The organism is Prevotella sp. khp1, assembly GCF_900102205.1.
Taxonomy (GTDB): domain Bacteria; phylum Bacteroidota; class Bacteroidia; order Bacteroidales; family Bacteroidaceae; genus Prevotella; species Prevotella ruminicola.
Genome location: NZ_FNJZ01000005.1, coordinates 89,559 through 103,593, shown reverse-complemented (window position 1 = coordinate 103,593; position 14,035 = coordinate 89,559). Strand labels below are relative to the sequence as shown.

General features: G+C 43.9%; 14 protein-coding genes. 12 read left to right on the top strand and 2 right to left on the bottom strand.

Going from position 1 to position 14,035, the window contains the following annotated elements; all coding sequences use genetic code 11:
• The first annotated feature begins 8 nt into the window (after positions 1 to 8).
• The 6 genes from BLR73_RS12830 (at position 9) to BLR73_RS12805 (ending at position 6,059) form a co-directional block, all read left to right on the top strand.
• Entirely contained in the window at positions 9 to 1,358 is a 1,350-nt protein-coding gene (locus tag BLR73_RS12830; RefSeq protein WP_091862651.1) for an ATP-grasp domain-containing protein, read from the top strand.
• Between the two features lie 15 nt (positions 1,359 to 1,373).
• Complete coding sequence (locus BLR73_RS12825) at positions 1,374 to 2,141, top strand: SDR family NAD(P)-dependent oxidoreductase (protein ID WP_091862648.1); 768 nt, start codon at positions 1,374 to 1,376, stop codon at positions 2,139 to 2,141.
• A gap of 22 nt (positions 2,142 to 2,163) precedes the next feature.
• Entirely contained in the window at positions 2,164 to 3,375 is a 1,212-nt protein-coding gene (locus tag BLR73_RS12820) for a glycosyltransferase family 2 protein (protein ID WP_176763692.1), read from the top strand.
• 7 nt (positions 3,376 to 3,382) lie between these two features.
• Positions 3,383 to 3,991 carry a sugar transferase gene (locus tag BLR73_RS12815; RefSeq protein WP_091862642.1) on the top strand — a complete coding sequence of 203 codons (609 nt, stop codon included), beginning with the start codon at positions 3,383 to 3,385 and terminating at the stop codon, positions 3,989 to 3,991.
• Between the two features lie 96 nt (positions 3,992 to 4,087).
• Complete coding sequence (locus BLR73_RS12810) at positions 4,088 to 5,383, top strand: DegT/DnrJ/EryC1/StrS family aminotransferase (RefSeq protein WP_091862640.1); 1,296 nt, start codon at positions 4,088 to 4,090, stop codon at positions 5,381 to 5,383.
• Between the two features lie 196 nt (positions 5,384 to 5,579).
• Positions 5,580 to 6,059 (top strand): DUF3791 domain-containing protein, encoded by a 480-nt coding sequence (locus tag BLR73_RS12805; RefSeq protein WP_091862638.1) that lies wholly within the window; start codon positions 5,580 to 5,582, stop codon positions 6,057 to 6,059.
• 63 nt (positions 6,060 to 6,122) lie between these two features.
• Here BLR73_RS12805 and BLR73_RS14420 read toward each other — a convergent pair whose 3' ends face one another.
• Both BLR73_RS14420 and BLR73_RS14415 read right to left on the bottom strand, forming a co-directional pair.
• Entirely contained in the window at positions 6,123 to 6,296 is a 174-nt protein-coding gene (locus BLR73_RS14420; RefSeq protein WP_013064439.1) for a hypothetical protein, read from the bottom strand.
• A gap of 23 nt (positions 6,297 to 6,319) precedes the next feature.
• Positions 6,320 to 6,466, bottom strand: a complete 147-nt coding sequence (locus tag BLR73_RS14415) for a hypothetical protein (protein WP_176763691.1) — start codon at positions 6,464 to 6,466, stop codon at positions 6,320 to 6,322.
• A 147-nt stretch (positions 6,467 to 6,613) separates the two neighbouring features.
• On the opposite strand from BLR73_RS14415, the gene BLR73_RS12795 reads away from it, so the two are divergent.
• The 6 genes from BLR73_RS12795 to BLR73_RS12770 all read left to right on the top strand — a co-directional run bounded on the left by BLR73_RS12795 (position 6,614) and on the right by BLR73_RS12770 (position 14,024).
• Entirely contained in the window at positions 6,614 to 7,777 is a 1,164-nt protein-coding gene (locus BLR73_RS12795; protein WP_176763690.1) for an AAA family ATPase, read from the top strand.
• Between the two features lie 128 nt (positions 7,778 to 7,905).
• On the top strand, positions 7,906 to 8,931 hold the full coding sequence (locus BLR73_RS12790; RefSeq protein WP_091862631.1) for a DUF6371 domain-containing protein: 1,026 nt from the start codon (positions 7,906 to 7,908) through the stop codon (positions 8,929 to 8,931).
• A gap of 444 nt (positions 8,932 to 9,375) precedes the next feature.
• Complete coding sequence (locus BLR73_RS12785) at positions 9,376 to 9,957, top strand: HU family DNA-binding protein (protein ID WP_091862629.1); 582 nt, start codon at positions 9,376 to 9,378, stop codon at positions 9,955 to 9,957.
• 297 nt (positions 9,958 to 10,254) lie between these two features.
• Entirely contained in the window at positions 10,255 to 10,695 is a 441-nt protein-coding gene (locus tag BLR73_RS12780; protein ID WP_091862626.1) for an N-acetylmuramoyl-L-alanine amidase, read from the top strand.
• Between the two features lie 160 nt (positions 10,696 to 10,855).
• The gene (locus BLR73_RS12775) at positions 10,856 to 11,956 is read left to right on the top strand and encodes a DegT/DnrJ/EryC1/StrS family aminotransferase (protein ID WP_091862623.1); all 1,101 of its coding nucleotides are present in this window, start codon (positions 10,856 to 10,858) and stop codon (positions 11,954 to 11,956) included.
• A 100-nt stretch (positions 11,957 to 12,056) separates the two neighbouring features.
• The gene (locus BLR73_RS12770; RefSeq protein ID WP_091862620.1) at positions 12,057 to 14,024 is read left to right on the top strand and encodes a nucleoside-diphosphate sugar epimerase/dehydratase; all 1,968 of its coding nucleotides are present in this window, start codon (positions 12,057 to 12,059) and stop codon (positions 14,022 to 14,024) included.
• The last annotated feature ends 11 nt before the right edge of the window (positions 14,025 to 14,035 follow it).

Sequence of the window (14,035 nt, the reverse complement as noted above, 5' to 3'; positions counted from 1 at the left end):
TCGATAATATGGAAAAAGAATTTGAAGGAAAGAAACTTCTAATTTTAGGAGGAAATCCTGAGACTACAGCGCTGGTGAAAGTCGCTAATGAGATGGGTGTAAAGACAATAGTGGCAAGCGGAAGGCATACTGACGATGCAAAAAAATACTGCTGGAAAGCATCTGATGTTGATGGTATGGATGTTCCAGGGTTGATTGCATTAGCTCAAGAAGAGAAGGTTGACGGTGTGCTTGTTGGAGTGGCTGACATCCTTGTTCCTTCTTATTGTAAAGTCTGTGATGCGCTGAACCTCCCTTGCTATGCTACTCAGCGTATTGTGGATGTTTTCTCATATAAGGATGTTTTTAAGGCTACTTGTGAGAGCTATGGCATTCATGGTATTCCTGAATACTATCTTAGTGCGGAGATGAAGCCAGAGGACGTTGCAAAGATAAAATATCCCGTTGTAGTTAAACCTGTAGATAATGGCGGTGGTGTAGGTATCACTGTAGTATATAAGGAAAGTGAACTGAAAGCAGCCGTAGACATTGCTCTAGAAGCTTCGCACAGCAAACGCTTCATTGTAGAGCGTTATATGGGGGGCGTAGAGGATATGGGTATGTATTATACCTTTAAGGATGGTTATTGTTCTGCTTCTTGTATTTATGACCGCTACACTACTGATGAGCAACCCGGCATGGCTCGAGTATGCCTTGGTGGAACTTATCCTTCAAAGCATATGAACGACTATATGCGTCGTATGCATTTTAATGCCATTCGTATGTTTAAGGAGATTGGTATCAAAAATGGAATTCTGATGCTAAGTGGTTTCTACGAAAATGGAGAGTTTTATGTATATGACACAGGTTTCCGCCTTCAGGGAGAAGCCCCCCATCTGCTTCTTGAATCCATATATGGTTATGACCAGCGCGAGATGCTGATACGTTTTGCACTGACTGGTAGCGAGGGTGAGAAGGTTGATCTTTATAAGGAAGATCCATACATGAGTGGCAAGTTTGCAGCTACGGTATGGTTCTTGCTGAAGCAGGGGGAGATCGCCAAAATTGAAGGACTTGAAAAGGTTACAGCCGACAAGCGTGTGGTGGCTAATGGTCAGCGCCTTCATGAAGGTGACATTGTTCCTGAAGAGTGGGTTGGTAATGAGAAGCAAGTGCTGACTCGCTTGTATTTGGTTTGCGACACTAAAGAAGAACTGACAGCCGCTATCAAAGAGTATCACCAGAAAGTTAAGGTTTTTGATAAGGCTGGAAATAATATGCTTTTGAAGGGTTTTGACGTAGATAAAGCGTTAGCAACATCTTCTGACTATGTACCTCAAGTGAATAAAAAAGAAAAAATAGTAGTAGTACACTCTTAATAATACTTACTTGTTATGGAAAAGAGACTTGAAAATAAGGTTATCGTCATCGCTGGAGGTACTCGCGGCGTAGGTCGTGCTGCTGCTGAGGAGTTCGCTCGTCAAGGTGCGAAGGTTGTTATAGGTGACTTGGATGAAGAGGCTGCTATGCGTAGCATCCGTCTGATGCGAACATATGGTAGTGATGGTCATTTTGTATATGTTGACCTTCGCGACATTAAGTATTGTAAGATCCTGTTTGACGAAGCTTATAAGAAGTTCGGAAAGATAGACGGGTTCTATATGTATTCAGGTGTTACACCAGTATCACCTCTCGATACATGCGATGAGGAGACTTATGATTGGGTGATGGGCGTGAACTTTAAAGGGTGTTTCTTCTGCTGCCAGCAGGCAATAAAATATATGCGAATGAATGGCGGCGGTAGTATCGTTTTTACAGGCTCGGCTCATGCATGGGGTGGTCAGAAAGACCGTACTGCATATGCGTGCTCAAAAGGCGCGTTGCGTATCCTGATGGAACATATTGCCCACCAGTATGCTACGGAGCATATTCGCTGTAACTACTTTACTCTAGGATGGACAGCAACGGATGGAGAGGTGGCTCTTCGTAAGTCGCAAGGAGAGTCTGAGGCGGAATTACGCCAACGAGCAGCAGGAATCCTACCAATGGGGAGAATGCCAGAGTATGCAGACTATCTGCCAGGACTTGTTTATTTGCTTTCGGATGAGTCGAGCATGATGACTGGTAGTACATTTAGGATGACTGCAGGAGAGTATATCTAAGGCAAGCCAATTAATGAATGATATGAATAAGCCTATTATTAGTGTAATCGTTCCTATATATATGATTGATAAGTATCTTGGTATTTGTATCGAGAGCATTCTTAATCAAACATATAGGAACCTGGAGATAATTCTTGTGGATGACGGATCAAAAGATCGTTGTTCTGAGATATGCGATCTGTATGCTTCAAAGGATAAACGAATAAAGGTAATTCATAAAGAAAATGGTGGTCTTGTCTCCGCTCGTAAGGCAGGGGTACAAGCTGCTACTGGTAATTATATAGGTTTTGTAGATGGTGATGACTGGGTAGGGCCAGGCTTTTATCAATCGCTCTATAATGCAATAAGTCAGAATGATTGTGATGTTGCTATTGCAGGTTTTAGTCGGGACTTGTTTAATCAAACAAAAAGCATTTACAATTTTGTTCCTTCGGGATATTATGAAGGCGAGACATTAAAACATGTTTTCAAAGAAATGATATCTTATGGGGAGTTTTATCATCATGGCATATCGACTTATCATTGGAACAAGTTGTTTAAAAGGGATGTGATATTTAAGCATCAACTCGAAATAAGTGATGATGTCTCGATTGGAGAAGATGCTGTCGTGGTTTATGCTACGCTTTTGGATTGTAAACGCATCTGCATTACAGATAATTGTGCTTATCATTATCGTCAGCGGGAAGATTCTATGCTGAAGAGTTCTGTAGATTTTGATAAGGAGATGATTCGGGTAAGGGCTCTGTATAACAATCTTTCATCGGTGATTAAAGGATATCCCGATGGGTATGGACTTCAAAAACAAGTTGATGATTTTATCACAGGAATCTTTATAATACGATCGGGTGGGTATTTGGTGACAGATGAAAAATCGCTCTCTGAATTCCCATTTGGCTGCTCTTTGACAGGTAAGAAAGTCGTCCTGTATGGCGGGGGAACTTTTGGCCAGCAGTTGATGAAAAGATTTGCGAAAGACCAATCTTGCAAAATCGTAGGATGGTTGGATGATGACTATTGGGAATATAGACGTTGTTGTCTGAATGTGGATCCTGTTGATAGTATCTCTTCGTTGGAATTTGATTATGTAATTGTTGCGAGCCTTGATAAAGGATATGTGTCGTTGGCCACTCGTATTTTGATGGATTATGGAGTGCCAGAAAGGAAAGTGATTTCTGTATCTGTAACAGATGAGATGAGAAAAAAGGCTTTAGATTATTATTTGAATAGATTGTAGAAACTGTATGTACAAACACTTTTTTAAAAGATTCTTTGACTTTTGGATCGCACTGGTGATGCTGATTATTATAAGTCCGATATTATTGGTTGTTACGATTTTGATGCACTTTGCGAATAAGGGGGCTGGGGTTTTTTTTCTCCAAGAGCGCCCAGGCAAGAATGGGAAGGTGTTTAAGGTTATAAAATATAAGACCATGTCGGATGAACGAGATGCGGAAGGGAATTTGTTGCCTGATGAGATTCGACTAACTAAAATAGGAAAGTTTGTTAGATCAACTTCGATTGATGAACTTCCGCAGTTGATTAATGTGCTGAAAGGAGATATGGCTTTGATAGGGCCAAGACCATTGCTTGTACGATATCTTCCACTATATTCCCCGGAGCAGGCTCGAAGACATGAGGTTAGACCGGGGATATCTGGTTGGGCCCAGTGTCATGGGCGGAATGCGATCAGTTGGACGGAGAAGTTTAAGTTGGATGTGTGGTATGTTGATCATGTGTCGGTAGCGACAGATTTGAAGGTTATTTGGATAACCATTATGAAGGTGCTGAAGCGTGATGGTATTTCGCAGGAGGGGAATGCCACGATGGAGGCGTTTAATGGGAAAAATTGAAAAGATAAAACCTAAGGATTTGCGCAATATAGTTGGGAATATATATTTAAATGAGGCTGGATTTTTTTATTAGGAATAATAACGAAATGATATAATATGGCAAATAAGAGGATTTATCTATGCTTGGCTCATATGAGCGAGGCTGGATTGGAACAGAAGTATATTAAGGAGGCATTTGATACTAACTGGGTTGTGCCTCTTGGACCTAACGTAAATGGCTTTGAAGAAGACCTTCGTCAGTTTGTAACTGACAATGAAAAAATTAAAGAATGTAAAGATGGAAGTCTTTTAAAAAAGAAGGTGGTTGCCCTCTCGGCTGGTACTGCGGCAGTGCATTTGGCGCTGATTGCTTGTGGCGTATGTCCTGGCGATGAGGTGATTGTACAGAGCTTTACGTTTTGTGCATCGTCACACCCAATAACCTATTTGGGAGCTACACCTGTGTTCGTGGATTCTGAGCGTGATACTTGGAATATGGATCCTGATTTGTTGGAGGAGGCAATTAATGACCGTATTGCAAAAACAGGTAAGAAGCCTAAAGCCATCGTACCTGTAGCACTTTACGGTATGCCATATCAGATTGACCGCATCATGGAGATTGCTAATCGCTATGATATTCCTGTGATTGAGGATGCGGCTGAAGGATTTGGTTCGAAGTTTAAGGGACAAATGCTGGGCACATTTGGAAAATATGGTGTGCTTTCGTTCAATGGTAATAAGATGATTACTACCAGCGGCGGCGGTGCGCTGATTACACCTGATGAGGCTGCTTGGCGTGAGATTATGATGTATGCTACGCAGTATCGTGAGAGTTATCCATACTATCAGCATGAGAAGATTGGTTACAATTACCGCATGAGTAATATTTGTGCGGGTATCGGTCGTGGCCAGATGACAGTTGCAGATGATCATATTAAGCATCATCAGCATATGCAGAAACTCTATGAGGAGTTGTTGGCTGGTGTTGAAGGAATAACTGTGCATCGTCAGCCTGAGAATAGTGATTACGATAGTAACTACTGGCTTTGCACGATTACACTTGACCCAACATTGAAGGTGAAAGGGCAGGAGAATGCTTACAAAACAATCGTTACTGGTGCTGTGGGTGGTGCTGCAGGTGTTATTCATGCAGCGTCGAGTGCCGTAACAGATTGTCAGCCCAATGATAATGTAGAGGCAATGCGTGTGGCTTTGGATCAGGCAGGCATCGAGGCTCGTCCTGTATGGAAGCCTATGCACAAGCAGCCTGTATACAAGGATGCACCAGCATACTTAAATGGTGTGAGCGAGGAAATATTCAAAATAGGTATGTGTCTCCCCGCTGGTCCATATGTGAGCGATGAGGATGTAAAATATATTGTACAGACTATCAGAGAGTCAATCGTTGGTTGATTCTACAATCGCTCAATTTTGCAAGCGTGAGTTTTCTGCTGTTTGTCGTAGTTAATGCCGACAAGCAGCAGTTTTTTTGTATAAGGAACTACCCTCTAGGGGTAGTTTTTTTGTTATAACACATCTTTTTTTAGTTTTTAGTTGGTGGGGTAGGAAATAATGTATATCTTTGCAGACGTACAAATAAGTATAAGATATGGAAACAACTGACAGGGCAACGGAATTTGTGGTGTTTTGTATAGAAAATACCGCTATGAGGCTTGGAATCTCTGGAGACATTTTGTATAAGGAGATGAAACGGCTGAATGCTATTGAAGAATTCTTGTACCCTAGTTACCCAACTCTTCATACACAAAGCAAGGATTATATTGTTGATGAGGTGTTAACATATTTAAAACAAAAAACTCCCAAATTCATAGAATCTGTTGATTTTTGGAAAGGGGAGAACAACATGGTTAAGAATCCGTTGATAAATGAAACACTGTTGCAGATGAAGTTTGCAAGGGTAGTGTCGCTTTTGGCTAAGACATTGCAAATAAGTCAGGTACGTGCGCTTGATTTGTTTTATACGTCTGAGGTGTATCGTTGTTTAAGTAATTTGGAATATCATCTTCATAATAGGAGCGATGCCTATATAGTAGATGAACTCATTCTTGAATTGCAAGCAAAAATGTGAATTTTGATGAATAAAATGAATATCAGCGGGAGCTTCATGGGTGGAGCTCCCGCTGTTGTGTTTTTACGGTTGGGTGACTAGGGCGAAGAGGGTTTCGCGGAAGCCTTGCAGGAAGATGGGGGGCTCGTTGGGGAAGGCTTCTTGGAAGTCGTGCTCCAGACTGTCGAGAACCTTGGCTATCAGTTGCCATTTCTGATAGGAACTGAGTCCGGGCTTCTGCAGGAAGTAACGGAGCACTACATAGCCCTGCCAAAGGGCTATTACACTGCTTTCGCTTTTAAAAAACGGTCCCGTGTCTTGCGACCAACATGGACATACTCGAGGTTACGCACAGTGGCCTGCGCGTCGTTGTCAATCATGCCTTTAATCAAGGCACGAAATGACGGTGTTGTCATAAATTCGTTCATCTTATTGTTAAAATGTGTTAGTTTTGTGCGCCCCTAATGGAGCACAAAGTGGATGCAAAGTTACTGCTTTTTTTCTTATATTTGCGCCATCAGACCATAACTCAACTGTATTTTTTACATCATTTAAACTTTAACATTATAACAATTATGCAGAACCTAAAACCTGTGGTGTTTAATCCGGATGCGGGGCATCTGATTCGTGGAGAGCTGTGGCTGGCAGGTATTTCCTGTGAGCAGGAACAACGACTGAAGCAGCTGGAGCAGCGACGTATTACACCAACCACCAAGTTACGGCCGATGGAGTTCCTGTTCCGCTTGTCGGGTAAGCCCTGCTTTGCCCGTGGCGAACTAACAGGACTATCTGGTAAGGCCAAGAGCGGTAAGACATTTGTTTCGAGTATCTTGATGGCACTATGCTTTTGCAACCAGTTGCTCTCCGTAGAGCGAATCGAGCAGAAAAAGCTGCACGTGTTGTGGTATGATACCGAGCAGAGCGAAGAGTCGACGCAAGACATCCTCAAGCATCGTATCATACCACTCGCAGGCATACCCGAAGACCGGTTCCCGATGGAGCAGATGGATGTGTTTAACGTGCGTGGCGAGCCCATGAATGAACGCTTAGGCCTATTGGAGCTGTTGGTGATGCGCTATCAGCCCGACCTGGTGGTGCTGGATGGTATTCGCGACCTGGTGGCGGATATTAACGATGGCGTGGTGGCTCAGGACACCATCGAACGGTTGATGCGCCTGGCATCGGAAAACCACTGTGCCATCGTATGCGTGTTGCACCAGAACAAGAGCCAGGAGGACAAGAACCTGCGTGGTTGGATTGGTACAGAACTGAAGAACAAAGCCTTCGAGGTATATGAGTGTGCCAAAAACTCAGAGCACATCTTTACGTGGGGGCAAACGGATACACGCAAATACACCATCCCGACACCATTGCAGTTTGCTGTGAATGATGACGGACTGCCGTATCAATGCAGTCACGAGCAGCTACTGGAAGCACAGTTCCGCAGTCAGCAGAAGATGGCCGACAAATTGCAAGGCTCGAATAAACTGCCTGATTTAAACCCGAAGTATGCTCACAAGGAGGGCCGCAAGCATGTGTTCGATGTAAAACAGCTGTTTATCGATATCATGCAACCCGGACTGGTATATTCCGAGGAGCAACTGAAACCACAGATTTTCGATCTGACAGGAGCCATCAAACCTAAACTGCACGATGAGATACTACAAAAGGCGGTAGAAGAAAACGTGATAGTGTGTGTAACGAATCCCTTTGGCAAAAAAGAATATGGCCTACGGTGAAACGCTAACGTTCCCCCACATACTACATTCTCTCTCGTAGAGAGAATTACGTATGGGGACTTAGCATTCACCTACGGAGGAAGTAAAAATGCAAAAATTGAAAAATGTAAGAATGTAAAAATTAAAAAATGAAATACAATGAATTAGATCTTCAAAAAATCCGCGAGGTGCCCATATTTGATGTATGCTCGAAATTGGGTATTACGTTAAAAGGAAAGGGCAAGATTACCAAACGTACCCTTTGCTGGCACCACAACGACAAGCACCCATCAATGCGTATCAACAAGGAAAAGAACATCTACAAATGCTTTGTATGTGGCGAAGGTGGCGATGTGATCAAGTTAGTCCAGGAACACGAGAATCTAGATTTTCGAGAGGCTTGCGATTGGTTGGTAAAGGAGTTTGATGTGATATTGACAAACCATACTGTTCAAAACCATGTAAAAAGCAAGCCATCTGCACCTCCACCACCTATTGTGGTACCGCTGGATGCGGCTTTGGTTACCAAATCCAAAGGTCTGGGTTCCGAGTTTTGCAAAGCAGTGGTGGCTACAGGCTACCTGAGCGAGGGACAGTTGCGCCATGCAGCAGAACGCTATCAGCTAGGCTACTCAAAAGAGGGCGGCGTTATCTTCTGGGAGATTGACGAACAGCAGCAGGTGCATACGGGAAAAATTATGTATTACCAACCCGACTGCCATCGCGACAAAGGGCATAACCCAACCTGGGTACATACTATCCTGAAAAAACAATTGCCAGCTGACTACGAGTTGCAGCATTGCCTTTTCGGACTGCACCTGCTAAATGAACGTACAGAACGAGTAGCGATTGTAGAATCAGAGAAAACGGCGGTAATTATGTCGGAGAAGTTTACAGACTTTGTATGGTTATCGTGTGGTGGCATGCAAATGCTGAAACCAGAGCTGTTAGCACCATTAGCACAATATCGCATCATTATCTTTCCAGATGCAGATCCTGAGGGTGAAGCATACAAGCAATGGGCCGACATCGTAAACGAGACACAACGACTTTACCGATTCCGTTATCCCATCCGCCTGTCGCCATTGCTGGAGCAGAAAACTACCAAAGAACAGAAAGAACGCAAAATTGATATAGTAGATTTTTTATTTGAACAAGATGAAAGCCATGTATAAATCAGAACTCGCCAGATTAGCTGGCGTGTCACCCAGAACTTTTCAGCGCTATATGGTTTCTCGCCAAAACGTTCTTGCGACTATGGGCGTAAGTCTTCATGCTCATCTGCTGCCACCTCAGGCTGTAAAATACATATGTGATGACTATGGCATAGAAATATGAACTTTTTTCAGCCAAATTCGGCCAAAAACAGACAGAAACAGACAACGAGTTTTCGAAATGTTGTATCTTTGTAATCGGTAAGCGAGCCGAGTGATACCGAGTCATCTACGGGTCATTGAGACTATCTTTTCGAGTCATTAAGAGCATCTGAACACCTCATTGAGATAATCCCTTAGGGGGTATAAAGACTATCTGAACGACTCATTAAGACTATCCGGATAGCACGTTAAGATGGTCTCCTCGCCAGCCATAAACTTTAATCATTTAAACATTTTAAAAACATGAGTCAAAAATTTATCAAGTCGCAGAACAAGAACAGTTCAAGTCAGGCTTTCGGCAAGTACTTTGCACAGGCCGTGTACGACAACCACTTTGTGGGAACTGAAGAGCTGGCAGATTTCATCCAGCGCCAGGCTTCAGTGAAGAAGAGTGACATCAAAGCCGTACTCCAGGAGTTGGGTGAGGCCCTGAAGCACTTCTTCGAGATGGGCCAGAAAATCAAGCTCAACGGCATTGGCATCTTCAAGGTGGGCTTCTCTAGTATCGGTGTGACGAAGCTCGAGGATTGCGGTGCCCAGACCATTACCACCCGTCGTATTCTGTTCCAGCCAGAGACCAGCCGTGTGGTGGTTGGCCAGGAGAAGAAAGAAGACGGCAGTGTGAAGCAGAAGTACGTAAATGCCATCTCGCTGCTGAAGGATGTAACCTTCGAGGAAACTCACGACAATGCCATGAACGTAGAAACAGAACCATCGGGTTCGGGTTCATCGAACTCTGGTAACAGTGGTAATACCACTGGAGGAGGCAATACCGGTGGCGGTGGAAATAACAATCCCCCCAGCAACGAGCCCATTGGTGATTAAACCGTAAATCATGGAAGATAGCAGATGTGTCTGGGGCAAAGCGATACCATCCCGGTGAGAACACTGAAATCAATTCTCAATTATTAATTTTCAATTGGTATGAACGCAGCCTGCGCATCTGCTTCTTCCTTTTTCATCCATAAACTTTATCCATTAAAAATCGTATTAAAAATGAAAATCAAGTGGTCAACAATCAAGCAGCTTATCAAGATAGCTGCTACCATCGTCACTACTGTAGCTGGTACACTGGCAGTTCAGAGCTGCGGCCCCAGTTTGTTCTAATTAAACCCGTAAGTTATGAATAAACAGTTGAAGCCTCTTAAGAAAGTGCTACTGCTTGTAGTGCATTGCACGGCTACCAAGTGTAACCGTCCATTCAGTGTTGAGAACCTGATTGCCTGCGGCGAAGCCAAATACGGTCAGTGTTCCTACCACTACTATGTACGCAGAGATGGTGAGGTAATACCGCTGCTACCAGAAACCGTGCAGGGGGTACATGCCAGGCATTACAACTACTGCTCGCTCGGCATTGTGTACGAGGGCGGATTGAACGAGCAAGGAAAGGCTTGCGACACCCGCACCGAAGCCCAGAAGCATGCTCTCTACGAACTGTTGAAGGAACTGACCGCGGAATATTCCCAAGCCCGCATCGTAGGCCATTGCGAACTACCCCATGTAGCCAAGGACTGCCCCTGCTACTTCCCCAGCCGCGAGTACGCCAATCTCCAGCCCAAGTAAGTGATAAGGCTTGACAGTTAATACCACGCCCCTAAGAAGAACTACTCTCCTTAGAGGCGTTTTTATTTCTCTTTACGGAGATGAACTATTTTCCACTAATTTTGGTTGGCTCAAATAAAATGTGTACTTTTGCATCAGATTATATGAGCAAGGATAAATTATGGTTAAGTTCTATGATTTGCAGGCCATTACGGCGATGCATGCTGATGAGTACAAAGAGGCTATAGCCAGGGTGATTGACTCGGGCTGGTTTCTGCAGGGCCATGCAAACCAGCAATTTGAGGCGCATTATGCTCAATACATTGGCACCAATCATTGTGTAGCCGTGGCAAACGGATTGGATGCACTCTACCTATTGCTACGTGGTTATAAGGAAATGGGATTGATGCATGATGGCGACGAGATTATTGTACCAGCCAACACCTACATTGCCACTATTATTGCAATCACACGCAACCATCTGGTTCCGGTATTGGTTGAGCCGACTTGGGAACATCTGGAAATAGATATAGATAAGATTGAGACTGCTATCACGCCAAAAACCAAGGGGGTGATGATAGTACATCTATATGGACGAATTGCTTATAATGACCAATTGGGTGATATCTGCAAAAAGCATAACCTGAAGTTATTGGAAGATTGTGCTCAAAGCCATGGATGTGCTTGGAAAGGTGTGAAAACTGGTGCATTAGGCGATGCTGCAGCTCATAGTTTTTACCCAGGAAAAAATCTTGGAGCCTTTGGTGATGCTGGGGCAGTAACAACCAATGATGCAGAACTCGCATCGGTTATCAGAGCGCTGGCCAATTATGGTAGTGAAGAAAAGTATGCATTCAAATACATTGGTATCAACAGTAGAATGGCAGAAACAGATGCTGCCGTGCTGGATGTAAAGCTGAAGTATCTGGATGATGATAACAGGAAACGCCAAGAGTTGGCGGCTTATTATTGTACGCATATCCATAATCCTCTGATAACGCTCCCCAAAAGATTGGATGATGAGAACAATGTTTATCATCAATTCCCCATCTTCTGTGTGCGCCGCGATGAACTACAGGACTATCTGAAAGAGTATGGTATCGAGACATTGATTCATTATCCGATACCTCCGCATCAGCAGGCATGCTATCGGGAGTGGAATCATCGCAGTTTTCCTATTTCAGAGAAGATTCATGCTCAGGAGTTGTCAATACCAATGAATCAAGCAATTTCTTCAGAAGATGCCGAGGCGGTTGTTTCCGCGCTTAATTCATTTAAATAGTGAATGAGTTTTTTCTCGATAGGGTGGAAAAAGTTGCGATTTTCTTGCATAGTTCGGAAATAATATGTAATTTTGCGGCCAAGAACTATATGAGTGTTGTATGAGAAATCTGTTTGATAAGATACTAAATTGGTACTTTTCTAAAAGTGCCCTGCCTTATTGGTGCATTATTTTGATAGATTGCGCCAGTATGATGGCCAGTGGCGTGCTAACGTATTGGCTGTTTACAAATACACAAACACTTTATGATGATACACTCAGGGTATTTAACACCATGGTGTGTTTTACTATTCTTAGCGTACCTGGTTTCCGCTTGTTCCATACTTATGCGGGCTATATGCGTTTTGCGGGTTTTGTTGACCTGATGCGTGTAGTGTATGGCAACTTGTTGTCGTTAGGTCTGGTGCTGTTGGCACAATCGGTTACCTATTTGTTGCCCACCGAGTGGTTTGTACACTTTAAGTTGTCGGCGATATTCCTGATATTCTTGTTGGCTACATTGATGATGTGGGCCACACGTGTGTTTGTGAAGACACTTTATGATGCCGCATTCTCGGATACCAGAGCGATGCGTATCCTGATATATGGTGCTATGCAGGGAGGCGTTGGACTTGCTAAAAGTATCCGTAACCAGCGTCCACGTAAATACATCGTAAAAGGTTTTATCTCGCATGTAAAGAGAGGAAGACATAAAGAAATATTAGGTGAACCTGTGTACTCTGTTTGCGAAGATTTGGCCGATATTATCCATAAAAAGGATATTGATGCCGTATTGGTGTCGCCTTATCGTGTGAAGGATTTCCGAAATGATCAGAAAGTTCAGGATCAGATTATCGGTGCGGGTGCTAAGATCCTGATGGCGCAGAATGCTATTGAGATGGGTGATGACGCCCAGCAGAATGGCGAGGACTTTGATGCCGGTTTGCAGATGCGCGAGGTGAGCGTTGAGGAACTGTTGCCACGCATGGAAATACGTGTGGATTTGAAATCGGTAGAGGAACTGCTGAAAGGTAAGCGCGTGCTGATTACAGGTAGTGCAGGTTCGATTGGCTCGGAGATGGTGAACCAGGTGGCGAAGTTTAAACCTGCAGCCATGATGCTGATTGACCAGGCTGAGACACCTGAGCATGATATCCGTCTGATGATGGCGAAGAACTATCCGAAGATTCCTACAGAGACTATCGTGACAAGCATTTGCAACCAGGCGCGTATGGAGACTATATTTGAGCGCTTTAAGCCTGATTATGTGTTCCATGCTGCGGCTTATAAGCATGTGCCTATGATGGAGAATAACCCCAGCGAGGCTGTGCATAATAACATTTATGGTACAAAGGTGATTGCCGACCTGAGTGTGAAGTACGGTGTGAAGAAGTTTGTGATGGTTTCGACCGATAAGGCGGTGAACCCCACCAACGTAATGGGTTGCTCGAAGCGTATCTGTGAGATTTATGTGCAGAGCTTGGACCGCAAACTGAAGCTGGAGCACCTGCAGACACACCATAAGCTGGATCGCGACTATACGAAGACACAGTTTGTAACTACCCGCTTTGGTAATGTGCTGGGATCGAACGGTAGTGTGATACCTTTGTTCCGTAAGCAGATTATGGAGGGTGGTCCTGTAACTGTGACCGATGAGAATATCGTTCGCTACTTTATGCTGATACCAGAGGCTTGTAAGCTGGTGCTCGAGGCTGGTACCAAGGGTAATGGCGGTGAGATATTTGTGTTTGATATGGGACAGCCCGTGAAGATTTCGGACCTGGCCAAGCGTATGATAAAACTGTCGGGCGCTAAGAATGTGGAAATCAAATATACAGGTCTGCGTCCTGGCGAGAAACTCTATGAAGAGGTGCTGAACGATCAGGAGAACACCAAGCCAACTTTCCACGAGAAGATACGTATTGCCGAGGTTCGTGAGTACGACTATGATCAGGTATGCCAGGATATCGATGAACTGGTAGAGATAGCCGGACGCTTTGATGATATGGCAACCGTGAAGAAGATGAAAGATATCGTACCGGAATATAAGTCGAATAATTCGGTTTATGAGAAATTAGATAAGAAGTAAAATAATAAATC